The 25,194-nt window shown below is 61.9% G+C and carries 22 protein-coding genes and 2 pseudogenes; 13 read left to right on the plus strand and 11 right to left on the minus strand.

Features of this window, described 5'->3' with window-relative positions; translation table 11 throughout:
* Positions 1–19 precede the first annotated feature (19 nt).
* Together ACFSX5_RS13570 and ACFSX5_RS13575 are read left to right on the plus strand one after the other, a co-directional pair.
* Complete coding sequence (locus ACFSX5_RS13570; protein ID WP_386834130.1) at positions 20–463, plus strand: GNAT family N-acetyltransferase; 444 nt, start codon at positions 20–22, stop codon at positions 461–463.
* A 23-nt stretch (positions 464–486) separates the two neighbouring features.
* Positions 487–921, plus strand: a complete 435-nt coding sequence (locus tag ACFSX5_RS13575; protein ID WP_386834132.1) for a VOC family protein — start codon at positions 487–489, stop codon at positions 919–921.
* 5 nt (positions 922–926) lie between these two features.
* Here ACFSX5_RS13575 and ACFSX5_RS13580 read toward each other — a convergent pair whose 3' ends face one another.
* On the minus strand, positions 927–1,799 hold the full coding sequence (locus tag ACFSX5_RS13580; protein WP_386834134.1) for a class I SAM-dependent methyltransferase: 873 nt from the start codon (positions 1,797–1,799) through the stop codon (positions 927–929).
* A gap of 725 nt (positions 1,800–2,524) precedes the next feature.
* Here ACFSX5_RS13580 and ACFSX5_RS13585 point away from each other — a divergent pair.
* From ACFSX5_RS13585 to glmS, 6 genes are all read left to right on the plus strand, one after another.
* A complete protein-coding gene (locus ACFSX5_RS13585) occupies positions 2,525–3,805 on the plus strand; it encodes an O-antigen ligase family protein (RefSeq protein WP_386834135.1) in 1,281 nt (426 codons plus the stop codon).
* A 144-nt stretch (positions 3,806–3,949) separates the two neighbouring features.
* On the plus strand, positions 3,950–4,162 hold the full coding sequence (locus tag ACFSX5_RS13590) for an AbrB/MazE/SpoVT family DNA-binding domain-containing protein (RefSeq protein WP_386834137.1): 213 nt from the start codon (positions 3,950–3,952) through the stop codon (positions 4,160–4,162).
* A complete protein-coding gene (locus ACFSX5_RS13595; protein WP_386834139.1) occupies positions 4,162–4,542 on the plus strand; it encodes a type II toxin-antitoxin system VapC family toxin in 381 nt (126 codons plus the stop codon). Before ACFSX5_RS13590 ends, ACFSX5_RS13595 begins: the two co-directional genes overlap by 1 nt.
* 157 nt (positions 4,543–4,699) lie before the next feature.
* A complete protein-coding gene (locus ACFSX5_RS13600; protein ID WP_386834141.1) occupies positions 4,700–5,074 on the plus strand; it encodes a hypothetical protein in 375 nt (124 codons plus the stop codon).
* Positions 5,075–5,517: 443 nt separating this feature from the next.
* Positions 5,518–6,867: a bifunctional UDP-N-acetylglucosamine diphosphorylase/glucosamine-1-phosphate N-acetyltransferase GlmU gene (gene glmU / locus ACFSX5_RS13605; protein ID WP_386834143.1), complete on the plus strand. Its 1,350-nt coding sequence runs from the start codon at positions 5,518–5,520 to the stop codon at positions 6,865–6,867.
* 3 nt (positions 6,868–6,870) lie between these two features.
* Positions 6,871–8,697, plus strand: coding sequence for a glutamine--fructose-6-phosphate transaminase (isomerizing) (gene glmS, locus ACFSX5_RS13610; RefSeq protein WP_386834145.1), 1,827 nt, complete (start codon positions 6,871–6,873; stop codon positions 8,695–8,697).
* Between the two features lie 669 nt (positions 8,698–9,366).
* Here the strand turns inward: glmS and ACFSX5_RS13615 are convergent.
* Positions 9,367–12,360, minus strand: a complete 2,994-nt coding sequence (locus tag ACFSX5_RS13615; RefSeq protein ID WP_386834147.1) for a tetratricopeptide repeat protein — start codon at positions 12,358–12,360, stop codon at positions 9,367–9,369.
* A 282-nt stretch (positions 12,361–12,642) separates the two neighbouring features.
* Here ACFSX5_RS13615 and ACFSX5_RS13620 point away from each other — a divergent pair, with 282 nt between their 5' ends.
* The 3 genes and pseudogenes from ACFSX5_RS13620 (at position 12,643) to ACFSX5_RS13630 (ending at position 15,637) form a co-directional block, all read left to right on the plus strand.
* Positions 12,643–12,849, plus strand: coding sequence for a hypothetical protein (locus ACFSX5_RS13620; protein ID WP_386834148.1), 207 nt, complete (start codon positions 12,643–12,645; stop codon positions 12,847–12,849).
* Between the two features lie 679 nt (positions 12,850–13,528).
* Positions 13,529–13,832: pseudogene (locus ACFSX5_RS13625) on the plus strand (GMC oxidoreductase); the annotation flags it as partial.
* Between the two features lie 506 nt (positions 13,833–14,338).
* Positions 14,339–15,637, plus strand: a complete 1,299-nt coding sequence (locus ACFSX5_RS13630; RefSeq protein WP_386834150.1) for a diguanylate cyclase domain-containing protein — start codon at positions 14,339–14,341, stop codon at positions 15,635–15,637.
* 45 nt (positions 15,638–15,682) lie between these two features.
* Here the strand turns inward: ACFSX5_RS13630 and ACFSX5_RS13635 are convergent, their stop codons facing one another.
* The 3 genes from ACFSX5_RS13635 to ACFSX5_RS13645 form a co-directional block, all read right to left on the minus strand.
* Entirely contained in the window at positions 15,683–15,919 is a 237-nt protein-coding gene (locus ACFSX5_RS13635; RefSeq protein ID WP_386834152.1) for a hypothetical protein, read from the minus strand.
* Positions 15,920–16,043: 124 nt separating this feature from the next.
* Positions 16,044–17,465: a mannose-1-phosphate guanylyltransferase/mannose-6-phosphate isomerase gene (locus ACFSX5_RS13640; protein WP_386834153.1), complete on the minus strand. Its 1,422-nt coding sequence runs from the start codon at positions 17,463–17,465 to the stop codon at positions 16,044–16,046.
* Between the two features lie 676 nt (positions 17,466–18,141).
* On the minus strand, positions 18,142–18,606 hold the full coding sequence (locus ACFSX5_RS13645; protein WP_386835647.1) for a hypothetical protein: 465 nt from the start codon (positions 18,604–18,606) through the stop codon (positions 18,142–18,144).
* A 30-nt stretch (positions 18,607–18,636) separates the two neighbouring features.
* On the opposite strand from ACFSX5_RS13645, the pseudogene tnpC reads away from it, so the two are divergent.
* Together tnpC and ACFSX5_RS13655 are read left to right on the plus strand one after the other, a co-directional pair.
* Positions 18,637–19,218 (plus strand): annotated as a pseudogene (gene tnpC, locus ACFSX5_RS13650) (IS66 family transposase); the annotation flags it as partial.
* Positions 19,219–19,299: 81 nt separating this feature from the next.
* The gene (locus tag ACFSX5_RS13655; RefSeq protein WP_386834155.1) at positions 19,300–19,479 is read left to right on the plus strand and encodes a hypothetical protein; all 180 of its coding nucleotides are present in this window, start codon (positions 19,300–19,302) and stop codon (positions 19,477–19,479) included.
* A 176-nt stretch (positions 19,480–19,655) separates the two neighbouring features.
* Here ACFSX5_RS13655 and ACFSX5_RS13660 read toward each other — a convergent pair whose 3' ends face one another.
* From ACFSX5_RS13660 to ACFSX5_RS13685, 6 genes are all read right to left on the minus strand, one after another.
* Entirely contained in the window at positions 19,656–20,393 is a 738-nt protein-coding gene (locus tag ACFSX5_RS13660; protein WP_386834157.1) for a hypothetical protein, read from the minus strand.
* Positions 20,394–20,414: 21 nt separating this feature from the next.
* Positions 20,415–20,735, minus strand: a complete 321-nt coding sequence (csgH, locus tag ACFSX5_RS13665; protein ID WP_386835648.1) for a curli-like amyloid fiber formation chaperone CsgH — start codon at positions 20,733–20,735, stop codon at positions 20,415–20,417.
* A gap of 28 nt (positions 20,736–20,763) precedes the next feature.
* Positions 20,764–21,459 (minus strand): hypothetical protein, encoded by a 696-nt coding sequence (locus ACFSX5_RS13670; protein WP_386834158.1) that lies wholly within the window; start codon positions 21,457–21,459, stop codon positions 20,764–20,766.
* Between the two features lie 28 nt (positions 21,460–21,487).
* On the minus strand, positions 21,488–21,988 hold the full coding sequence (locus tag ACFSX5_RS13675; RefSeq protein ID WP_386834160.1) for a hypothetical protein: 501 nt from the start codon (positions 21,986–21,988) through the stop codon (positions 21,488–21,490).
* Between the two features lie 126 nt (positions 21,989–22,114).
* Positions 22,115–23,656, minus strand: a complete 1,542-nt coding sequence (locus ACFSX5_RS13680) for a hypothetical protein (RefSeq protein WP_386834161.1) — start codon at positions 23,654–23,656, stop codon at positions 22,115–22,117.
* 11 nt (positions 23,657–23,667) lie between these two features.
* Complete coding sequence (locus tag ACFSX5_RS13685) at positions 23,668–25,179, minus strand: hypothetical protein (protein ID WP_386834162.1); 1,512 nt, start codon at positions 25,177–25,179, stop codon at positions 23,668–23,670.
* Between the last annotated feature and the right edge of the window lie 15 nt (positions 25,180–25,194).

Genomic DNA, 25,194 nt, shown 5'->3' on the forward strand with positions numbered 1-25,194 from the left:
GTAACTCCAAGGCTCAGCAATGCCAAAGATCCGCCCGTACACTCCAGAAGACCGAGACCGGCTGGTCGAGATCTGGCACCAGGCTTCGCGTGTCGGTCACCCGTTCCTCAGCGCGCAAGATCTGTCCGAGCAGAAGGTCCTTGTGCGCGACATCTATCTACCCAAGGCCGAAAATTGGGTAGCGACCGACGCCGGGGAGGCCGTGGGCTTCATAGGGCTACTCGACTGCTTTGTCGGCGGGCTCTTTGTTCACCCTTCAGCACATGGAAGGGGTGTCGGTCGCGCCCTCATCGAGCACGCCGCCGAGGTGAAGGGGCAACTCGAAGTGGAGGTCTATGCACTAAACGTTGGAGCTCTCGAGTTCTACCAGCGTCTTGGTTTCATCCAGACTGGGATACGCAATAGCGACGACCAAGGACGTCCACTGCAGCTAGTTCGGTTGACGAGACCTCACCGCGAATAGGGGTAAATCCCGTGCGAGACCTCGTGCGGCAGCAGCTGTTTAGGGAAATGAGCATGATGGCAACAGAGACGCGGGTACATCACCTGGCACTCACCACCAGTGATCTTGAGACGGCGGTCAGGTTCTATGACCCTTTGTTGTCGTGTCTAGGCTACCGAAAGGTGTCGACTTCCGCGTCTCTTGCAGCCTGGGAACTCATAGGACAGCCGGAGATATTGCTCTACCAAGCCAAGGGCGAAGCAGCATCAAGGAGCCACAGTCTCTACCAACCCGGCTTCCATCATCTGGCGTTCCGTGTCCGGAACAGTGTCGCGGTTGACCAGATCCACTCCTGGATGTGCGAAGGTGGGCATCCTGTTCTCGAGCCGCCTCGGCCCTACCCTGAGTACCCCGGGGACTACTACGCCGTCTTTTTCCTGGATCCGGATGGTCTCAAGCTGGAAGTCATGACCGACTGACCTGCTCAGATTTTCGTCACCGTGGTGTTCTCCGCGCCGGGGAAAGCACTGCCGTGGCTAACCACGAACCCGCCCTTAAGCATGTGCTCGAAGAATGGCAGGCTGGGCGCGTAAAGAAACTGCCCGCCCGGTCGTAAAGCACGCAGGATCCGTTTGTAGAGCATGGCGTACTCACTGGCTCTCAACTCGGACTGGTAGTGTGCGCTCCGAAAATGCAGCGAGATCGACTGGTGGGCTATGATCGTGCCCCATTGTTCGATCCCGAGGGGTGCCTCAAACCACTCGCCTCGCAACAGACCATCTGGGGCATTGCGATCAATTCCAGTCGCGGCGTGACCAAGCGCGCGGAGGTGCTGGACCAACCTGCCGTCGCCGCATCCAAGGTCAAGGATCGGACTCGCCAACTTCTCAGCTCTAGCACCCAGAACCTGTAGTTGTAGCTCTGGTGAGTATTGCGAGCAGACGGGCTGAAACCCTGTTTCTCGCACAAGATCAAGAGCACCCACAGCAGTAAGTTGCGTCTCTACCCAATCAAGAAGGCGGGTGTGGTGCTGCTCAATTGCTTTGGCAGGCTCGCCATGGGCCAGGTGGGCGAGGAAGGTTCGATATATCTGCTCAAGCGGTGAGATCTGGCCCCTCAAATCTACGTACTGAAACTGCTCAGTCAGGTAACGGACCATTCCGGATGAGATTAAACGCACCCACCAGTCCTGTCGGGAAAGCGCCTCCCGCGCGGCCCCCATGGCAAGCATGCGGTCCAGTCGCGGAGAGATCGAACGGAGCCTGGGATCGGCAGCCAGCATGTGACCAAGCGAGACGTCAGCAACGTCAAACAGTCTCTGACGAAGTGCGGCGTGAGCAAGATCATGCGACGGCAACCACGCTCTCCATGTCCCTTTTGGCCGAAGTCCATAATTACCGTGGCAGGACTTCGCTTGAACGAAGGGGCTGGTGCTGTGACAGGTGCGTCAACTCCCCGCGATGTGGCTCTCGCGCAAACATCGATTGAAACGAGTTCTAGGTCCAGGCGCGTTCAGGTCCGGCCTGCACCAGACTTGAAGAGCACCGTTGGCCCGGGCCTGACGCTCAGGCGTGGAGTGCATACACACCTCGCTCCGAGGAACGACCAAGCCTTCGCCGCGTCGGCTCCTTCTTCGTGATCACCGGCGCTGAGTTCGAGGTCGCGGAGGGCGAGGTACTGCACAAGCACTCCAACAAGGCCGATGAGGGCTACAATGCCTGCTGGCCATCAAGTGGAAGAGGGACGGAGCTACACAGCGATACAGCGATACAGCAGCATGGGGGCGCAGGTCAGCACCGTCCTTGAGCCTGATGTCCTGTCCTGGTTGGCATGCCGGTGGAGCACATGAGCATGGCCTTGAGAGCCGGACGTGACCGGTTGGCCCCCGGACTCCAATGCGCCCCATACCGGTACGTGCTGGCTTGGGAACAGCGAGCTCGGCAGCTAGTGGCGTTGATAGGTATCCACCACGCGTGGTGCTAGTCGGAGACATCCTTAGGCGAAGGGTTGCTTCATGGAACCCTGCCTGACAGAACGCACCAGCCGTTCGGCATCCACGGCAACGATCTGAGCAGGATAAACATGACGTCCGAAACGCTGAGGCCATCGATCCTCTTCGCAGCCCTGATCGCCGCGCTCGCCATGGCTCCGGTTGCCCCAGAGGCAGGCAATATCCTTTTTCTTGCCGCCGGAGGATTGGCGCTGCTCTTGGTGCGCCCGGCCGATCTGGAACTAGTTGGCCGTCCCGCTGTCTGGATGCCGTTGACGGGCCTGCTCATCCTCGCTGTGGCCTATTCTATTGCAGCCGGTGGGCCGAATGGCCTCGTCGGCCTGATGTTCGTGGCGCCGCTGGTGGCCATGCTCCCCCTGATCGTCGCCGCAGGGACGGGAAGGGACGCGCCGTCACCGCGCCTGATCCCCGTGCTCGCACTGTGCGGTAGCGCTGGCGCGGCAGCGGTTGCCATTGCAGAGTTCTCAAGCACTGGCTCGAGCCGAGTCGGTGAAACTGTTGCGAACCCGATCCACTTCGCCGATCTCGCCCTCTCGGTGGGATTCCTCGCTCTGCTGGGCACGGCTCTGGGCCGCGGCCATGGCCGGTGGTTCTTCCTGCTCGCCCCTCTGCTGGCGACCGTCGCGGTGTTGCTATCCGGAACCAGGGGGGCCGTGGTCGCGCTGGTGGCGATGAGCGGCACCGCAGTCCTGGCTGGGGTTATGGTGCGCCTGATCTCGCTTCGCCAGTTTGCCATCGGGGCGCTGGTACTGGCCGTTGTTGCGATCGGCGCCTGGGCTGCCGGCGCGGGGCAGACCTCCGGTGTGCAGCGCGTCATGACCGACATAGCCGACGTGCTTCGCACCGGGCTGCCGACTGATGAATCGACCACACTGCGCCTGCAGATGTACGAAGGCGGGCTGAATGCTTTCCTGGCATCACCCATCGTAGGCCACGGGCCAATAAACTTTGTCGAGGCCGCAGCAAGCCGCGCCAGCGTGCGCTTCGAAGGCGCCCCACACCTTCACAATGACCTTGCTGACTTCGCAGCGAGTGGCGGCATCATGGGGCTGATTGCCTATTTCCTGTTTCTCTTCGCGCCGCTGGCCGAAGCGATGCGCACGCCCCATCCGGAAACCCGCAAAGGTCTGGTTGTTGTCAGTGCTGCCCTGGTCTTGGGCTATTTCGTGATGGGGCTCACTAACGCCATGTTCGGCATTCTCAACCTTACAGTGTTCTACGCGGCTGCGACCCTGGTAGTCTTCGTTGTGGGCAATGCCGGTGGGAACCACAGCAGGAGGGAGCCGTCACTGGAACAGTGGGCGGCCCAGCCGAGCGATAACGCAGCGAGCGGCAGCCATCCGCGAGAGTGAAGCTGGCTTCAAGTGTAGTTTAATGCCGGCCTGTACTGACAGGGAGGCTGTGATCTTCATCTTACCGCTGTCCCGCGAGAGCCTGTTGCAAGCTGCGGATTTCGATCTTACATAATGCTGATCGATGGACAAAAGGTAGTAGAGATGGCTGACACAGCAACGCTGTCCTCCAAATTCCAGATTTCAATACCCAAGGCTGTCCGATCCGCGCAGCAGTGGAAAGCGGGCACCACGTTTGCGTTCATCCCCAAAGGAACCGGCGTGCTTCTTGTTCCGGTGCCACAGCGTGAGGCGCTGGCGGGAATTGCGCGAAACGCGGCAACCACTGAATACCGCGACCGCGCGGACAGGACCTGATGCGACTGATCGACACCTCGGCCTGGATCGAATGGCTGGTCGGCTCGCCGACCGGGGACCTTGTGGCAGTGCATCTTCCTGAACAGGAAGAGTGGTTGGTGCCCACAATGGTACAGCTCGAACTCGCCAAATGGAGTTTGCGAGAGGTGGGTGAAGAAAAGTCCGATCAGATCATAGCCTTCACACAGCTTTGCCGGATCGCTGAACTCGACACGGAAACCGCGCTTCTTGCGGCCGACTGCTGCCGAAAGCACAAGCTGGCGACGGCCGATGCTGTCGTCTTTGCCAGCGCCAGAACTCATGGTGCTACACTGATTACCTGTGATGCCCATTTCGAGGGACTACCTGGCGTGACCGTTATCGCAAAAGTCATCCCATGACCTCAAAGCTCGCCTGTCCCCGCAGGAAATCCCGCGCCTTTCAGGGCACCCGCTTCCTTCGGGGCGTGAAGTCCTGCGCCGCCTATACGAGCTGATACGGGATCGGCAGAGCTTCAACTTTGAAACTACCCTGAGCGGCAGCCAGCCGGTCGAGCTCATGGCGAGCGCCGGTGCGGAAGGCTATCGGATCAACATGGCGTTCGTCGTGTTGGGCTCGCCGGAAATGCATCTCGCTCGCGTCCGGACCAGGGTGGCATCCGCGGGCGACGATATCCCCGCAGAGACGATACTGCGGCGCTATGACCGCGCGCTCAACAACCTTCCGGCAGCAATACGGTTGGCCGACCAGGTCATCATCTTCGACAATACCGATAAGGCCGCAGACGCTCTGTGCCCCATCGACGGGCGAAGGATTGCTTTCAGCGGACTGGACGACGACGATGAACTCCAGGTTCGTCTGGCAGATCTGGTTGGCGCAGGGCTGGACCTGCCGCGGAGTTCCAGGCTGAGCGCGGTTAGGCAGGGCAGTTGAATCGTGAGGCGCTCCCAGCCAATCCTCTCGGTGACCCTTGTGCTCACTGCTATTCCTGCTTTCGGTTCCGTTGCTGATCGACCCTGGCTCGGGCGCGTACCCCCGGCAAACGCGCGATAACGCGGTCAATCGCCGCTCCTCGCCCCAACGCACCGATTGCGCAAGCGAGGTCTGCTTTGCCTTTCGATGACAATGCGGCGCACAACAGGATGAATACGTGGCGGCCATGCATGGGCTGGCAGCAGGCAGCGGGCAGGATGACGGTGTTGATGCCAGGACTACTTCTGGCATTGGCAGGAACAACATTGTTGCCCCGCCAGTCTGAATGGATTAGCAGAGCGCTGTTTTTCCGCTGGACCGCTTCAGACCCGAAGAGACAATGTTGGCGAGCATCGCCCGGGAATGTGTATTTGCACGCGGACACGGAGCGCTCGGAGGCGATCATGACCGAACTGTTGTCGATTATTCTTGCGGCGGGCGAGGGCACGCGCATGAAATCGGCAACACCCAAGGTGCTGCACCCGGTTGGTGGATTGCCGGTCGTCAGCCATGTGCTGCGAACGGCGCAGGCTGCGGGCTCCCGGTTAGCGGTCGTCGTGGGACCGAAGCATGAGGCGGTCGAGGCCGCAGTGTCCCGCTGGGCACCAGATGTCCACATCTCCAGGCAGGTGGAGCGGCTTGGAACTGCGCATGCCGTACAGCAGGCGCGGACCGCGTTCGAGACTGCGGCCGGACACGTACTGGTGCTCTACGCCGATACGCCGCTCGTCACGACCGCCACTGTCGCAGGCATCGTGTCCAGGCTCGATGAGGGTGCCGACATGGTGGTGGTCGGCTTCCGGCCGGCTGATCCCACCGGCTATGGCCGCCTGATCACCCGAGACGGCCAAGTTCGCGCCATTCGCGAGCATCGCGATGCAAGCGAGGACGAGCGCCGTATCGGCCTCTGCAACTCCGGCATCATCGGCTTTCGTGGCGACACCCTGCGCGCAGTGATCGACCGGATCGGCAACAGCAACGCCAAGGGCGAATACTATCTCACTGATGCGGTGGAACTCGCGTCCGCCGACGGCCGGCGCATCGACTATGTCGAAGCCGATGCCGACGAGCTGATCGGCGTCGATGACCGCACCAAGCTGGCGCAGGCCGAAGCGACGTTCCAGCGGTTTCGGCGCGCCGAGTTCATGCAGAACGGCGTTTCCCTCAAGGACCCGAACAGCGTCTGGTTCTCCTGGGACACCGAGATCGGCCGGGACGTCACCATCTTTCCCAACGTCGTCTTCGGCCCCGGCGTGAAGGTCGCCGACAATGTCGAAATCCGCGCCTTCTGCGACATCGAGGATGTGGTGATCGGGGAGGGCGCGAGCATCGGCCCATTCGCCCGCATTCGGGGTGGGGCCGAGCTTGGGCCCAACGTCCATCTCGGCAATTTCGTCGAGGTCAAGAAGTCGAAGATCGGCGCCGGCACAAAGGCGGGCCACCTCAGCTATCTGGGCGATGCGGAGATCGGCGAGAAGACCAATATCGGGGCCGGCACCATTACCTGCAATTATGACGGCGTGAACAAGGACAAGACGGTGATCGGCAGCAACGTCTTCATTGGCTCCAACGCCTCGCTGGTGGCACCGGTAACGATCGGCGATGGCGCCTATACGGCGTCCGGCAGCGTCATCACCGACGACGTGCCGGCCGATGCGGTGGCATTCGGTCGTGCCCGCCAGGAGAACAAGCCAGGCTATGCGCCGAAACTGCGCGAGAAGGCACTCGCCAAGAAAGCGGCGAAGGGGAAATAACAGATGTGCGGCATTGTCGGTATCGTCGGCTCCGAGCCGGTGGCGGGTCGCCTGGTGGACGCGCTGAAGCGGCTCGAATATCGCGGCTATGACAGCGCCGGTGTCGCCACGCTGGAGCATGGCGCCATCAGCCGCCGCCGCGCCGAGGGCAAGCTCGGCAATCTGGCGCAGAAGCTGGCCTTCGAGCCGCTCGAGGGCCGGATCGGCATCGGCCACACCCGCTGGGCCACCCACGGCGCCCCCACCGAGCGCAATGCCCATCCGCACGCCACCGACCGCGTTGCCATCGTCCACAACGGCATCATCGAGAACTTTCGCGACCTGCTCGCCGATCTCGCCAAGGACGGCTACCTGCCGCAGACCCAGACCGACACCGAATCCGTCGCCCTGTGGGTGACGCGCGAACTCGCCCGCGGCGCCGATCCGGAACTCGCCGTCGCCCGCACCCTGAAGCAACTCAAGGGCGCCTTCGCTCTGGCCTTCCTGTTCCGTGATCATGACGGTCTGCTGATTGCGGCCCGGCACGGCGCGCCACTCGCCATCGGCTACGGCACGACCGAGATGTATCTCGGCTCCGACGCCATGGCGCTGGCGCCGTTCACGTCGCGGCTGACCTATCTCGAGGACGGCGACTGGGCCGTGATCACCCGGGATGGTGTCACCATCCGCGACGGGCGCGACGCCATCGTCCAGCGCGAGCAGCAGGTCTCGCAGGCCTCGGCGCTGCTGGTCGACAAGGGCAACCACCGCCACTTCATGGCCAAGGAGATCTACGAGCAGCCCGAGACCATCTCGCACACGCTCAGCCATTATGTGGATATGGGCGCCGAGCGCGTCGCCATCCGTGAGGCGCTGCCGTTCGACTTCGCCGAGCTGACCCGCCTCACCATGAGCGCCTGCGGCACGGCCTACTATGCCGGCGCCGTCGCAAAATACTGGTTCGAGCGTTACGCGCGGCTACCCGTCGATATCGACGTTGCCTCCGAGTTCCGCTACCGCGAACCGCCGCTGGCGCCCGGTGGGCTGTCGCTGTTCATCTCGCAGTCGGGCGAGACCGCCGACACGCTGGCGGCCCTGCGCTACTGCGCGGGGCAGGGCCAGCATGTCGCGAGCCTCGTTAATACGCTGGAATCAACGATCGCCCGCGAGTCGGGCGTGGTGTTCCCGATCCTGTGCGGACCGGAAATCGGCGTCGCCTCCACCAAGGCGCTGACGGCGCAACTGACGGCGCTCGCCAGCCTCGCCATCGCCGCCGGCCGCGCCCGCGGCGCCCTGTCGGAAGAACAGGAAGCCGAACTGGTCCGCGAGCTGGTGCGCCTGCCGACTGCCGTCTCCCAGGCGCTCGGCACCGAAGCGCAGATCATGGACATCGCCAAGCGCCTGTCCAAGGCCAAGGACGTGCTCTATCTCGGCCGCGGCCCGATGTATCCGATCGCCCTCGAAGGCGCGCTGAAGCTCAAGGAAATCAGCTACATCCACGCCGAGGGCTACGCGGCAGGGGAACTGAAGCACGGTCCCATCGCGCTCGTCGACGAGGACATGCCGGTGATCGTCATCGCCCCGTCGGACGAACTGGTCGACAAGACCCTCAGCAACATGCAGGAGGTGGCAGCCCGTGGCGGCAACATCATCCTGATCACGGACAAGAAGGGCGCCGAAACCGTCGGCCAGGACGTCGCCGACATCATCCTCATCCCGGAGGTGTCGAGCTTCGTCGCCCCGATTCTCGCCACCATCCCGGTGCAGCTCCTCGCCTACCACACGGCCGTGTTCATGGGCACGGACGTCGACCAGCCGCGCAACCTCGCGAAATCAGTGACGGTGGAATGAAGGAGTACCCCGTTGCGCCCGCTTACGGCCGCCGTAGCAAGAACCAGTTTTGATGTGGATTTCCAGCTCGGGTGCGATTGGCGGAGGTGTGTGTCCCGGATGCGCTTGACCTTATCCTCGCAAATCTGAAACAACGCCGCACGCCTCGGCCCTCGTACGTCCCCGATGCGGTGCGTCCACCATTCCCCTGCTGTGAATGGCCGGCAGAGAGCAGGACACTGGCTAAAACCGATTGCGAGTTTGAATGACCAGGCTAGACCCAAATGCACACACCGATGACAGCGGTGACGCCCCTGAGGCTGTAACCAGCTTCGATCCTTGGGAGCTCAAGTTCCGGCAGCATTTCGCGCCGCCGCGCCTTGATCGCAAGCCACAAGCCGAAATTCCCGCGCCGTCCCCTTGGGCCGAGCGACGCCTCAGGGGTAACAAGGTGGCTTGAGTTGGCGCGCCGATCTATCCGGCGCACGGGGCAAGATGCGCAACGATTGAGTGCCCAGCATTAAGCCCAATCGAGTTGCCACAGGCAGACGAAACCGGCCACCTTGAGTTTCTGACAAGTACCGCCTCGACACCTGACTGGCGAAGCCTCCGCCGACGTGAAAGGCCCTACCGAGCCGTGGTCTACGCCTCAATATACAGCACCCCCGCCGCGCTCCCGTTGCCTGCACTTTACATGCTAACGCTGGTGTCGAACTTGTCGATCTGCCTAGACATCAAGATGGCATAATCGGGCGTCAGTGGCCCCATCGAACAGACGCTCGTGTCCGTGCTGCTCTCGCGGCATGCGGCATTCAGCGCGCCGATGGTACTGCGCGTCAGCCTGCCATCGAGCGGCCCCCCATAGCGCTCCGCCTTCTTCAACTGCTGTTGCAGCACGTAGACATAGGCATTCTTGTTGCTCCAGAAGAGCGTCTGCACCGCCTGGCTGACATCCCCCGCCCTGAGCTTGTCGAAATGCTCGCCCACCGCCCGCATCGCATCGAGTGTGGTCGGCCCCGCCGCGTAGAGCGCCATGCTTTCAAACGCCAACGCCTCGGGCGTCAGCATACCGCCATACCGATCGAGCGATGCCCGAACCTTGGCGGTCGAGGCAGGCAGTCCTCCCCCACCAGTACGATAAAGCTGCAACAGTAGTCTCAACGCGTCCGGGTTGTCGCGCTCCACTTCGTCAAGCAGCCGTGCTTCCGCCGCCTTGCCCCCATCGGGCCCGGCCACCCCCATCATCTCGAGCCGCGCCAATTCCACGGCTGCCCCGAGCACATCCTCATCGACCGCCCTGCGCACCAGCGTCAGCCCTTCGTCGCGATATTCCGCGGCCAATGGCCCGGAAGCCAGCACCCCTCCGAGCCGGAAGCTGGCGCTGGCGTCGCCCAGACTGGCTGCCCGATCGAAATAGTCGCGAGCCTTCTGGTAGTCAGGTTGGCCGTAGCGGCCATCCGCATAGTAGGTCCCCAGAATGCCATTGGCCCATGCGCTTTCCTGTGCCGCATTGCCCAGTAGTTCCAGCGAGCGGCCCAGATCTCTGGCCACGCCGTTCCCGTCCAAATGCATCAGCGCCAGTTGAATTCGGGCGAGGTCGTCCCCGGCCGCCGCCGCCATCTCGAAGAACCCGGCAGCCCTGACCGGGTCCGCCTGCAACGTCCCCGCTCCGTGGAGGTAGAGCATTCCGAGCTTTATCGCGCCCGCCCAAATCCCTTGGTCGAGCGCTTCCTGGTAATAATCCCGGGCCGCCATGGCATCGACCGCGATCGCCCCGCCCCGCGTCAGCGCATCGCCAAGCTGGATTTTTGCCCAGCCGTCGCCCGTCTCCGCAACCTCGCGCAGCAGTTCGACTCCTCGCTCAGGCTCTGCGGGCCCGCCACTGCCGGCAAGCAGCATCAATCCCAGCTTGTTCTTGGCCCCGACCTCGTCCAGCGCCGCCGCGCGCTCATAATAGCTCCGCGCCAGCCGTGGGTCAGCTGCAACAGGATCAGCCCCCTTCACATAGAGATCCCCGAGCAGCGCAAGCGCAGCCGCGTTGTCCTTCTGCACTAGCGGCTCCAGCAACAACTCGACCTTCGCGCCATCGCCCGGCAAGACGACTCCACCGAGATAGAGTGCAGCCAAGCTGGTGGCCCCCCATACGTCGCCGTCCCGTGCAGCGGCCTCGAGCAGGAGAATGCCTTCGTCCACGTCCGCCTGCACGTCGGAGTCGAGCAGCATCTGCGCCAGCATCACACGCGAAGCGTTGTCCCCCATCACCGCCGCGCGCCCGAGATAAAACCGTGCTGCCGCACGGTCCGGCTTCACCGCGCCCACGCCGTCTCGATAGCTGACCCCCAGCCGGAACAGACCCGCGGCGCTCCCGAGATCAGCCGCCTTCTTGAACATGGCGATCGCTTTGTTCCCGTCAACCGGGCGCGCCTCGCCATTGGCCAACAGCATCCCCACATCAATCGCGAGCCACGGATCGGTGGTGTCCGACACCGCATTCTCAAGAAGTTGCATACCACGCGGGACATCCTGCTCGCAGCCCAGCCCGCGCACCAGCATGAAGCCGAGCCGGCTAACGGCCTGCGCCTCCCCCTGCTGGTAGGCAGCATCGATCAGTGCAAAGGCACGCACGGGGTCCGCGGCAACATCACCCGCCCCTTGGGCATAGATGTCGCTCAACGCCACCTGCGCCGCCGGATTGCCTTGTTCGGCCAACGGCATCAGCAAAGCCACCGCCCGCTGCGCATCCTGCGGGATCACATCCCCCCTGACCAGCAGGTCCGCCAGGATCGTGGCAGGCCAAGCTTCGCCGCGCGAGGCGCTGTCACCCAGCAGCGCCACGGCTCGCTCGACCGAAGCCTCGTCGCCATCCTCCAATAGCTGCAGCGCCAGATTGACACCGGCAAAGCTGTCGCCCTTTTTCACTGCCGTTTCCCAAAACTCCCGCGACTTGCCAGGATCGGCCACCTCTGTACCAAGCCCGGTCTGATACACTTGGGCGAGCCGGGTCAGCGCCGCGGCGTGGCCGGACGCTGCCGCCTGCTCGAAGTAGGGGATCGCCTTTTCCGCCGGCTTCGCCAGGCCCCCGGCATAGAGATCGCCCAAGGTAATGAGCACCCAAGGGTCACCCTTCTGGCCGACGACTTCAAGCAGCGCGACGGCGCGATCGATGTCGCGATCGACGCCCTCTCCGTTGATCAGCAGCAAGGCCAACTGGAACATGGCCCAGTGATCGCCCATGTCCGCGGCGCGCTGAAAATACTTGGCAGCCAAGGACACATCCTGTGGAGTATTTCGGGCTCCCGCCAGATAAAGCTCCCCCAGTCGTGTCAGCGCGCCCGCATCGTTCACCTCGGCCAACGGTGCCAACAGCGCCAACACCTTGGCACCATCCTGCTCTACCACCTTGCCCTCTCGGTACAGGTTGGCAAGCAGTATCGTCGCCCATGCATTTCCGCGCGCAGCCACGCCGGACAACAGGCGCACCGCGCGATCCGCACTTTCTGGCGTACCTGCCTTCAGCAACTCCCGTGCCAGCTCCACCTTCGCCGCGGGATCCCCCTGCGCCGAGGCGGTCTCCAACGTCTGTAGGACGCAGTCGGGCGAGGTCACCTCGCAGACCGCCCCTCCCGTGGCCGCCATTGCTGGGTTGATGACACACAGGGCAAAGAGAAACTGCAGGTGACGCATAGCTATCTCCGGGCAGAGCAGACCAGCAGAGTGAATTGCCCGGCGCGTACGGCATTGATGATCGTCAATCTCGCCGATCGAAAACCGTCCAAGTCGCGCTATTCCGGAAGTGCTGCCGGGGCTCGCGCCGCAAGCCCGCTGTCACATCGTCAAGCGGCTTGCACAGCAGGATAGCCGCTCTCCGATAACCATCGCTCCACCCAATGTGCAGCCGCCAGCGTCGCCTTCGGCCGCGGCCATTACAGCGGGTGCGGCAAGCGCACTGGCCGCCAGCAGCATGCGATGTGCTATCTCGATCTCGATCTCGATCATACGGAGGTGGTCAACGAACGCGCCGACCATGCCAACGGAGATGAGGTGCTGGTGCGGGCCGCTGAACTCGTGCGCGGCTCCTGCGGGTCCTCGGGACATGGCCGCATCGGCGCCGCGTTCATCCTGCTGTTCGGCGACTGCCGGCTCGAGCAGGCCAGGGGATCTGACCGCGCCTGATCGAGCGGAACGCAAGGGAGCGCTTCGTATCGGCGGCAAGACCTACCGAGTTGGCGGCAGCACGGCACAAGCGCCATCGCCTACCATCAGCCTTCCGCGGCCGACCTTACCACGAGACCGATGCAGTGCTATGTGGCCAGGGCCGAAGGGAGGGGTCGTGTGGCGGTGTTCCCGCGCGCCGTGTAACTTCGTTTGCCTGCCGCCGGTGGTGGCGCCGGCACCCGCAACAGCCCCTCCCACTTCGGCTTGCGCCTCAATCGGCCCGCTGCCACACCAGCAGGGCCACCAAATGGAAAAGCGCCGCCGCGCCAACACCGGGAAGGCAATCCCTGGCTCGAGCCGGCCATCGGCAGCGGGAAGAATGACCGTCCCGGAGATCGCCGCCAGTGCCACACCATTGAGCAGCTGGCTCACCAGCCGCATTTTCTCGGTTCGCTTCGACATCGCTCGACCTCCTTGTTGCCACCAGTTTAGGGGTGTGCGAGGCGACGGGGATAAGCGGGATAGATTAAGCAGCAGCGGTGGCATCAGATTACGCCACGTCAGAGCGCTCGAAGCGCCATGCCGATCGGCCAGGCTTGTCTTTGGTCACCCCCAAGGCTTTCCACGATGCCATGCATTAAGAAACGGGCACATGGCTCCGAGCGGCGCCTCCCATGTATGTCCGGTGACCGGTGCCAGGCCCAAGTCCCTTGGCTTCGTGAAGCTGCGCTCCAGCAATCCCCGCCGACATGCCGATCGTGTCTCCGCATCTGCTCAAACATCCGGCGGACATGGCGAGCATGATCGCTGGCCAGCGCTTCTTACTGTCCAGGAGGGCCGCTCGGCCAGCACGTCGACAGGAACCTGCGTCTGACACTGCCGTTCTGAGCGATGAAGCGCTCGCCACGCACTGCAAGCGAATGGTCAAGACAAACTACCATCCGGCGGGCACCTGCCGCATGGGAGCAGACGGAGACCCGTTGGCGGTGCTGGATGCGAGATGAAGGTGCGCGCGCGGCATCAACCATCGGCGGGTCGCCAACATACGTCAGCTTCGTCCTGCGCGAGGCCGCCGGCGTTGGGGCGCTTGGTGCAGGCCAAGGCATCGGCCACCGCTAATTCGTTGTCGGCGAAGGCGCCGACGCGGAGTGTGGCTCTTGGTTCGGTGGCTCTTGGTTCGATCGATCTGCAGTGATTGATGCACCAGCCAAGGATTCCTAGCTGCTAACCGAGTAGATTGCAGCCACCCGAACTCGCCAGACGTTTCCTTGCGATGAGCATGCCCGTAGACCCTGCAGTTTCAGAGGAGCTTTTCGAACTCTACTCGGAGTTGCACCTTGCCTGCGGCCGCGCCGCCGCGGCCTTGAGGCTCAGTGGTAACTGGGATGCGCCCCAAGACGAGATGCTGGAGCGCTTCCGTAAGGAGGAAGCGGCAGCGGAGGCCATCTGGCGGCGGATCAAACAGCTCCGTCCTGACGGATAGTCGCCCCGCCTCGGTGAATCTTGTATGCCGCACAATATCCACGCGGCAGGTTCGGCGCCGGAGCCGATTACAGTTCTTCAACAGTTCAGCGGCACCTTGCCGACAGGGGACTCGCTTGGGGAACAAATAATGGGGCCAGTGGATCTGACGCCTTTGGGCATCAGAAGGCAGCTTGTCGAGTTGATGTTTTCGGCCTTGCCGTCGATTGTACTGATCGTTCTCGGACATGGCCTTGCTGGCTTTACGGCCTGGACACTGTCCGATGAGCCGACGATCCTTGCTGCCACCCTCGTCGGGCTTGGCATCGGTGCATACCGGGTGCTGCTCTGTGTGCTCTTCAATCGGCGTTCCACCGACTCCGACAGCATCGGTGAACTGAACCGGTGGACCCGTCTCTATGGGGTAGGTGGCGTAGCCTATTCTCTATCCCTCGCCTGGCTGACCGGAATTTCCCTGTACATAGCGCAGGTGGAGATGGCGTTGCTGTGCATCACCGTCTCCATGTCCTACACAGTCGGAATGATCATCCGGGTTGCCGTAGTCCCGCACGTGGCTCGCCTCCAGCTCCTTGCATTGTTCCTGCCAATTGCCGGGATTGCATTTTGGCACGGTGGAACCGCCTATGTGGTACTTGGTCTGCTGACGTCCATGTTCTGCGTCGGCGGGCTGCAGCTGATCCAGCACATGCATGCAACCATAATCAGCCGACTGGAGGCAGAGCGGTCCTATGCAAAGCTGGCCCTCTACGACCATCTTACAGGGCTGCCGAACCGGGCACACTTTCACGATGTCGCCGATGCACGCTGTGCAGCTGGCAATGGTCGGGGGCTGGTCGTCCTGGCTGCTATTGATCTCGACGGCTTCAAGCAGGTCAACGACTTGTTCGGACATGAGGCCGGCGACCTGTTGCTGCAGGAATGTGCCGGGAGGATGCGTGCTGCCCTGGGAGAGCATCACCTGCTGGCGCGGCTCGGAGGTGACGAGTTCTCCCTCCTGTTCGATCAAGGCACGACCCTCGATCAGGCGGAGGCATGCGCGAGGGCCATTCTTTCAGCGATCGAAGTTCCATTCCACATCAGCGGCAAGGCGTTGCGGGTAACGGCCAGCATAGGCGTTGCAACCCACCATGACGGGCGTGCTGGTCTGACAATCCTTGCCGGCGACGCCGACAGGCAACTCTACAGGGCCAAAGCGCGCGGAAGGAACCGGGTGGAAATTCAGCTCAATGATACTTTCCCGATACCACCTCTTGGGCGCGCGCAGCATCCAGCCGAGAGCGGAAATTCGGCTACTCGGCTGACCGCGAAGGTCGCCGAGGCGTGACGGCCTAGGGCGACCACATCCCTTGGAGAGGAGAAGGGCGCCTGCTCATCCCCGGAACACAGCGCCTCGCTTGCTCAGCCAGCCTTCAAGCTCATCGCGAATCTGGATGATCCTCGACGTCTCGGATGGGGAAGCTTCTTCGGCGTAGACCTCGAGCCACCGATGGCACCCGAACAGCATGGTCGAGACCGTCGCGATCTGATCGACGCTGTCCACGCCGCCGTTTGCCTCCACCTGCTCCCACCAGCGCAGGATTGCAGCGGCATGGTTGATCGTCGGCATGTTAGCTCACGCGAAATGGGACCGCCCGCCACCATACACCCATCAGTATTCACCGGGCCTGAGAAATGTGACGGCGGTGACACGCTGCACCCGCCGGTCTGCACGGCGGGAAACAACCTTCAAGCTACAGCCTGCCGAACTCGTCCTCGATCCGGATGATGTCGTCTTCGCCGAGATAGGAGCCAGTCTGAACCTCGATCAATTCGAGCTCGATCTTGCCCGGATTGGCGAGGCGATGAGTGCAGCCAAGGGGCAGGTAGATGGATTGGTTCTCTGAGAGGACAGTAACCTCGCCGTCGACGGTGACCTCGGCCGTCCCGCGCACAACGACCCAGTGCTCGGACCGATGATGGTGCTTTTGCAGGCTTAGTTTCTTGCCCGGCCTGACAAAGAGCTTCTTCACCTGAAAGCGGTCGCCGATCAGAACCGAGGAATAGCCCCCCCAAGGGCGATAGGAGGTCTTGTGCAACTCGGTCAACGGCCGGGTCGCCGGGTCAGCCTTGAGCCCATTGGCAATCGCCCCTACATTCTGGGCCTGGCTCAGGCGCCCCACGAACACCGCGTCATCCGTTGCGATGACCGCAACATCGTCAAGCCCATTGACGACGACATGCGCCGCATCGCTGGTCACGAGCGAATTGGTGGTATTCGACAGCGATACCGGTCCTGAGACGGCGTTGCCAGCTGTGTCACGCGGCTGGCTCTTCCAGACTGCATCCCAGGCGCCGAGATCGGACCAGCTGAACGAAACCGGCAGAACCGCCGCCTTGGCCGTGCGCTCAAAAATCGCGTAGTCGACAGAAATGTTCGGTGCTGCCGAGAACGCGGTTTCATCGAGCCGCATGAAATCGAGATCATGCTGCGCACGGCTGGCGGCGCCGGTAGCCGCTGCGTAGACCTCCGGGGCAAGCGTCTTGCACTCGCTGAGGAACGTCCTGGCGCCCAGCATGAACATGCCCGAGTTCCAGACAAAGCCGCCCTGCGCTAGCATGGCCTCAGCCTTGTCCGGCGTCGGCTTTTCAACAAAGGCCGCAACCTTGTGCGCACCGTTGCATAGCGCCTCGCCAATAGCGATATAGCCATACCCTGTTTCCGGGCGGTCGGGCGTAATGCCGAAGGTAACGAGATGTCCGTCCTGCGCTGCCTCGACCGCCCTTCCGGTTGCATCAAGATACTCGGAATCCACGGGGATCAGGTGATCGGAAGGCAATACATGCAGGATGGCGTCGTCGTCCTGACCAACGGCCACTTGGGCGGCGGCAGTGATGGCCGCCGCAGTGTTCCGTGCCACCGGTTCAAGCAGGATGGCGCCAAGAACAATGCCGCTTTCCTGCGCCTGTTCGGCAACAAGAAACCGATACTCGCTATTGGTGACAACGATCGGTGGCGCGTAGCGCGATCCATCGCTCACCCGCTCCAGGGTCTGCTGGAAGAGGCTGGTCTCGCCGATGAGGCTGATGAACTGCTTGGGCCGCGCCGACCGCGACTTCGGCCACAGGCGGGTTCCCTGGCCACCAGCCAGGATCACAGGAACTATCAGGCTCACGAGAGCACCTCACAACTGTCTGGCTCTCTTGCGCCAGAAAGAAGCCGGCTTTGCAAGTGGGATGGCAACGTTCGGTTAAGGTGCGCCCGAGCCGGGATCTGAGTGTCGACGGCGACGCAACAGGTCACCAATACTGCTCCGACTGCTCCGACTGCTCCGACCTGCGGCCCGCTTGGAGCCCGATCCGGTGGGCAACGGCGCGCTTCGCCGGAGGCCATCGGCGTTGGAAAGGCGCGATAACGTGGCTTATCGCACCTTAACGACGCCGGGTGGCATCGCTCCGGGAGAGACCGCGTTCACTCGCGTCTGCGATGGAGCAGTCAGCGCGGGCGACTTGGTATCGCCCGCGCTGACTAGGGCATTACTAGGTCAGGTTTGCCGTATTGCCCGTTCCGCCCTGCGGTAGCATTCCCAAGTGCTGCCGCCGCTGTGCTCGCTACCGTCCACGCTGTTGCCGCCGCTTTGCCACGCTGACTGCCTAGGCTGTCGTTGTTGCGCCGCCAAGGAACGTTGCGCCGACCAGCGGCCATAGCTCTCATGACAGGGACCATGGCCCACGAGCCCTGCCTCCCTGACTTACTCCACCGGTGTTTGGAGAAACGGCGCAAGCCGCAAGGAACAGCGGCTTCTGGTGTTAGGAAAGGTTGGGCGCTGCTTAGCGCCCAACCCTCGTATGTTACTGCGTCACGCCGATATTGTTAAAGCTGCCGGTCTGAGACGAGAAGGAGTAATTGCCATTGCCCGACTGGGAGACGGCCACCTGGTTGAAACTGCCGTTTACAGCACCCGTGATCGAGTTTGTATTGCCGCTCTGCAGCGTCGCAAGCTGATTGCTGTTGCCGACGACGGCAACGTTGAAGAGGTTGCCGGCCCCATTCTGAGTGAACAGACCCACTGTCAGTCCGCTTACCGAGGCTGCATCACTGCCGGAGGTGAACGAAGCTGCGCTGTTATTGTCATCGCCGTTGATGTGGAGCTGGAGCGAATTGCCTGCCCCGCCCAATTGTACGACGTTGCCGACGTTGCGGCTGCCGTCCACATAGACGTGTGCGCCGTTGGACCCGCCGTTCTGCGAGATATCGACCAGGTTGTTGTCACTTGCCAGGCTGGTTCCACCGCTGTTGCCCCACCCGATGCTGATCGAGGCCTGGTTGGACCCGCCGAGCTAGGTAAGGATCGTGGCGTCAACGACGCCATGACCCTGGCCGGGTGCTGGGCACACGCACGGCGCAAGTTCTTCGACCTGCATGCCAGTGACGGCTCCCCCTTCGCCAGCGCCGTAGTCAAAACCATGGCGCCGCTCTGGGCCATCGAGGATGACATCCGCGGCCATGGAGCCGAACTGCGCGCCAGCATCCGTGCGGAACGCTCCAGGCCCATCGTCGCCGAGCTGTTCGCCATGCTCGATCGGGAGCCGCGCCTGTCGGGCAAATCCAAACTGGCTGAGGCTATTCGATATACCCTGAGCCGCCGCGCCGCCCTCGAGCGCTTCCTTGCCGATGGCCGCATCGAGATCGACTCCAATATCGTCGAACGCGCAATCAGGCCGCAGACCATCACCCGCAAGAATGCGCTTTTTGCCGGATCCGATGGCGGTGGCCGCGCTTGGGCAACGATAGCCACGCTGCTCACCACAGCGAAGATGAACGGCGTCGATCCTCATGCATGGCTCACCCTGACCCTGCAGCGCATCGCCGGCGGCTGGCTAAACACCCGGATCGCCGACCTCATGCCGTGGAACTTCAGCCAGTAACGGCCTCGTCTACGCGCTTACCGTCTACGCGCTTACTGAAGAGACGTTCCGCTCGCCAAAGCTGTTTGCGGGGACCAATGGATGGCAAAGGTCCCCGCCTACGCGAAGGCCTTCGCCATGCGCGGGCGCATCGTCGGAATGGAAGTTTGGAACAACGATGTCCTCGATCTCCTCGAACCAGCACACCTCACCATCGAGGGCCCGGCTGATCGCGAAATCGCTTTTTTGGCGCGCTCAGGGTTTCTTTCCCGTTCGCTATAGTACCCGTGAAAGCGCCGCCGCCCTGCGCCGAGTTCTCATAGCAGGGCTACGACGACAACCATCAGCCTGTGGCCGCAAATGGGTCATGATCCGGTACGCCGTCGCCTCGTCGGCCATGGCGGATCACCAAGGCTACGCTTGTGATCCCGACTGACTACTTCAACACCCTGCTCGACCTACTCGGACGCGGTCGTACACTGGTTGACGAAGGTAATCACGGGCCAAGTTTGTTGGCGTAAAGCAACCTTCTTTAGCCAGCCCTGCTGGTCGCCAAAGCTGGCGCGGCACCATGCTCCATCTGCTGCGTCCATGCAGATATCCGTGACAATGCAACTGCCTGCGGGCACCACACCGAGCACATCTGCATCGTCCCGCGCTTCTACGCGTGCATTAAGGTTGACTAGGACACTGATGTTGGCCGGAGATCCGTCGTTGCTGATCTTGGGTTTGGATAGCTGCGCGTCATCAGCGCAGACCGACGTGAAACCCAGATAGTAGCAGCCGCTACTCTCGAGAGCAGCAGTCACTTCGCTGGCGAGCTGGTTGTCGCCTGCTCTGTCGAGGATAATCGGCGCCCCGATAGCACTGTTGCCACTCATGCGCCCTTGATTGCCGCCAAGAGCGGCGACCTCCTGCTCGCCCGCGAGCAGCACCATCTGCCCTTCGGTGATGCGCCAACCTGTCAACCCAGAGAGCTCCAAATTGCAGTTGCTCGAGGTGAGGCCGTAGACCCCATCGGTACCTTCGTCGGACAAGGTGATGGAGCAAGTCTTGCCGTCGACTCCGTAAAGGTCATCGACCACCTGCCAGTCGCCTGCAAAGGCTGCAACGAAATCGGCCTCGGCTTGCGCCAATGCGCCCCCGTTTAACGTCAGTGACAACACCGCAGCGGTCGCCCAAACCACCTTCTTCATGATCCCCCCTTACTGGTCTGGCTACGGATAGGTAGCCGTGACCTCTTGCAACAACCTGCCATCGCTTCGGAGCGTAGCAGAAACTTCGATGGTGTGACCTGCGGGGAGATTGGTCGAGAACCGCGCCAGCACCTGCTTATGGTGAGGGCTGAGTGAGACCTCGACGGTCTGCCTAGAGGTCGTCGACCCAGTGGAGCCGCTCCTTTGGATCAGCACCTCTGCGGTGACATCGATCGCCTTCGCGGCCTCGGCTTCTGCCACTACGGTGACGCCGTCCGTGGTGGGCTGAAAGGCAACCAGCAGCTCGGCTGCAACGGCGGCAACAGCAGTGCCCGTGAGCATGACCAATGGCAGCGTCGCTGCTAGAAGGCTACCAAGCCGTTTGGGTGATGGATATGGCACCGGGATTGGACGCGCTGATGACCTGGACTTCCGTTGAGCTAGCGGGGGCGATGTTGTTGCCAATCTGCGTGTAGTTAACGGCAGCTCCAGGCTCCACTAGCAGGGTGGGTGTGCGGCTGTTGTTGCCGATTTGGGTGATAACCGCAGTGCCCCCATCGCCCACTTCCAAGCTGGTGGAGAGGCGGCTGCCCAACTGCGTCACGAAGCCAGTTGCGCTATCACCAAGCGACATTTCGGCAGTATTGCCAGAACCCACCTGCGCTACTGTCCCGTTGGCGAAGTCACGGGCTACAACGGTGGCTGTGTTGTCACCGGCGCTGATGCCTAAACCGAGGGGACGAAGAGGATTGGATGTCTGCAACAACTGCAGTTTCCCGCCGTCGCCTGTAAGGGTGAGCGTCGCCTGGTTGTTTTCGCCGCGTTGCAGGGCGTATTCCCCCTCAAGACCCAATGCCGACATTGCGCCCCGCAGTAATCGGTTGCGGCTTCCTACGCCGGTGACAGTGCTGTTGCTCGCCTGCGATTGATCAACCATGAGCGTGTTGCCCTGGCTGCTTCCAAACGGACTCTGCTGGATAAGCATGATCGTGTTGTTGTCGCCGGCATGGCTGGCGACTGTGCCGCAGAGGGCGACAGCGAGTGCGATCGGTATCAACCTGTTCATGCGAACCTCGTCTGGTGAGGCGCGCAGATTACCAGGTGGTCTGCTGCACGCTGATGCTGTTGCCGACGCCACTTTGCGCTATCGAAGTAAAATTGCCAACTCCGGTTTGCATCACCGCCGCTTGATTGTGCGATCCAGTGATCGCCGCGCGTACAGTATTGCTGTTGCCCAGTTGCGCAACCGCAAAAAGGTTGCGTTCGCCGGTCACTGTAACCTCGATGGCGTTGCCAAACCCGATCTGGGTCAGGTTGCCGGGCGTGAGCCCTAGTTCTGCCGGCTGTCCCGAGAAGTTCCTTCCCTCCGGGCCACCATTGCCGTCGCCGACTATCGAGACGTTGATCCTGTTGCCTGCTTCCGCCGCCGCACTCTGCTGAACAATGACGAGTAGGTTGGCGTTGCCGGTAGTTTCGATCACCGCCAGTTGGTTCAGGTCGCTCTGGTTGAGCAGGAGCATGGGGTTGCTGGCGTGCGCTGCATGCAGCGGCACGGCTGTGAGGATAAGCGCTATAGCCAGGCACTTGAGTTTCATGACGGTCACCTTCCCTTTGGGAGGAAGATGCGCCGCGCGCGCTAAGGCAGGATTGGACAGAAAGATACAATTTTATCGATCCGCGTCCTGGTTTGGTCCTAAGCCCTGCCATGGTGAACAAGTCACTCAAAATTGGCTGATCCCGAGCGCGTTGCCACTACCCGTTTGCACCGATATGGACTGGTTCGACGAAGACTGTTGAACTACTGCAACGGCATTGCCGCTGCCGATCATGGTTGCGCTTATCAGGTGGCTCGTGCCGCTCTGGCTTGTCGTAAAGCCGTTCGAGGAACCGCCGATGACTAGCGCTGCAGCATTGTCGGCGCCGGTCTGGGACAAAGTTCCAGGCTGAAGGCCCACTACCAGTCCCGCGATGTCGAGGGCCGCCCCGAACAACGACTGATCATGGTTGTTGTCGTCGCCGTTGACATCGGCGCTTGCGATATTGCCGTCCCCAGTCTGCTTCAGCACCACCACATTACGTTTGCCACTCTCAAGGATTGCACCGGCATTACTATCGCCAAGCATGTCGTGTCGCGCGTAGTTGAGCGATCCTGTCTGAAAGACAGCGCTCTCGTTGCCAAACGCTTGCTGCTGTGGGACCGAGTGCGCGATAGTTATAAAGGCCTGGTGTGCGTCGCCAGTTTGCGAGAGCCCGAACTTGCTTTCGACGCCTGCGGTGATGGTAAGCCGTACATTGTTGGCGCCGCCGTACTGACGGAGGCTGCCCTGTAACACCCCAGTCTGCCCGAGCGCGGCTAGAGTGAGGAACTCGCCTACCTGGCCAGATCCAGAGCTGCCGTTAGCGGTGCCTGAAATTGCCACTTCCAGCTTGTTGCCGTCAGCGCCATAGCCTTCGCTGTTCTGGTCTACATGTGCGATTGCGTTGCCGTCGCCCGACAGGCGTAGCCGGGCCGCGTTGTTGTCACCCCTTTGCTCAATATATTCCAGGCGATGGAACTCACCATCCTGAACAACGGATGCGGCATTGCCGGAGCCATACTGCCAAGCACCTCCGCGATCCGAAGCCTCGCCGAAAAGGTTGGACTGCCCGATTTGCTCTAGCGAAAACTGGTTTTCTCCACCTTGCTGATAGAGCCCCGCAAGGGTATTGCCTCGCCCGGTACCGCCCTTCGTTTGGATGATGACCGCCCGGTTGTTTCCACCGGTACCGATGGTGTTCCACTGCACTATCCGACCGATAAAGTGCCCAGCCGTTCCATCCAAGCCATCGGCTTCTGTTTGGGTGACGTCTAGCTCATTAGCGCTCCCCTCGAGGATGTTGGCCACGCTCAGCTGCTGAACCGCCCCAACGATATTGGAGCCGCCATCTTGGGTATTGTGCTGGTTAATCGACAGGCGGTTGATGTCGCCTTGCTGCCAGATTCCGCGGGCGTACGCAGCCTCGTCAGCAAATAGCGTTCCCACCTTATTGGCGTATCCGTACTGCGACAGTGTCAGCACGTTTCCAACGCCCCACTGGCCCAACAAGAGATAAACGTTGTCAGCGCCGGCGGAGTTCGCGCGACCCTCCTGCACCACATCAAGCGTGTTGCCGCTGCCGAGCTGCCCGATCCAAACTTCGTTGCCGACGTTTTGCGCTAGGGCAGGGGCCGCAATTGAGATGGCAAACAGGCCTGAGACGATACGGCGGAAGGATCTGATCATCGCACCCTCCGCTATTGCATCACTGCGATGACATTACCCGCGCCAACCTGGCTGAAGTAGGCGGAATTGTAGTTGCCAGTCTGCGCCACTACTGCTTCGTTGTTGTGGCCGCTCACCAGTCCGGTAACAGTGTTGCCACTTCCGGACTGCGCCACGGCAAGCTTGTTGCCACTGTTGTTCTGCTGGCCGAGCGTACCAATGGTCAGGCTAACCACATTGCCAACACCCGACTGCAACACCGTCCCAGGACCTACCGACCCGGAGCTGGCAAGCGCTGAAGAAGCTGTGCCTGCGAAACTCCCCCGATTGTTGCCGTTGCCCCAGATATCTACGCTTAACTGATTGCGGCCGCCAGATTGGTGGGCAAGGAGGTAGTTATTGCTGCCGGCGATGCCGATCTCCGCCAGATTACCGAGCAGCAGGCTCGCCTGGGAGAGGTCAACTTCATTTTGGCCGCCGCCGACTGTAATAAACGCTGAATTGTTGGAGCCGCCTTGCGCCGCTGCGATGATGTTTTCGTCGCCTCCTCCGATCACCACTTTCGCGTAGCTATCGACGTTCAGCGATGCTCCGAATATCGACTGGTCAATCAGCAAAACATTCCTGTGACTTGTGACGTTTAAGTCCGCTTCATTCGCGCCGCCGTCCTGCACCACCCCCACTTCGTTGTCGTTCCCATCGGCGATGAGGCCGCGCACGTCGTTGCCGGTACCGCGCTGCCAGAAGCCGAAGCCGTTGCGATCACCGTCGACTGTAAAGGAGAGGGTGTTGGCTGGGAGGAAGGACGCTCCGAAGAAGTCGTTGTCCTGTAGCATCTGGCCCTGGACCAGTCGCGCTGCGCTCGCTAGCAGACTAGAGGTAAAGACTCCGGCACCGTTGCCCCCGCCATTGAAGCTGATAGTGACTTTGTTGCCGGAGCCCGTCTGCTCAACTCGGTTGATGACATTGTTCAGGCCAGTCTGGGTGAGAGCTGCTGCGTTAGCGTAGCCCGTCTGCACCAGCACCGCCATATGGTTGCCGCCACCCGACTGACTCAGGGCGGCTGAATTGGCGGCAGAAGAGCGCCACTCGTTGGTGCGCGTCTGCAGCACCGAACCGATGCTATTGCCGACGCTCTGGGCGGCTGAACTGTCCTGGGTCACCGTCAGAATGTTCCGTCGCAGCGCCGTCCCGCCGACTGTGCTGGAAATGCCGGTCTGCGTCACCTGCTCCACGGAATGCCCGTTGCCGGTCTGGGTGATCGTGGCGGAGTTGCGACTGGAGGTCTGTTCGAAACCGGTGCCGAGTGTACCGATACGGTTGTTGTCGCCAGTCTGAGTAAAGATGAGGACGTTGAGATCGCCACTTTGAAGGGCTGGGTCTGCCTGGGATCCCACCTTACTGACGTTGCCCGACTGTGTGACCACACCGCTGTTCGCGTCGCCGGACTGCTCGAGGTTGGAAAAATTCGCTGCCCCGAATGCGGGGCTGAGGAGCGAGAGAACCGCAGTGGCAGCCAGTGGCGTAAGTAGGCGCAGTGACATCGAAGACCCCGGAGC

The sequence above is a fragment of the Devosia albogilva genome (genome assembly GCF_042685625.1).
GTDB lineage: Bacteria > Pseudomonadota > Alphaproteobacteria > Rhizobiales > Devosiaceae > Devosia > Devosia albogilva.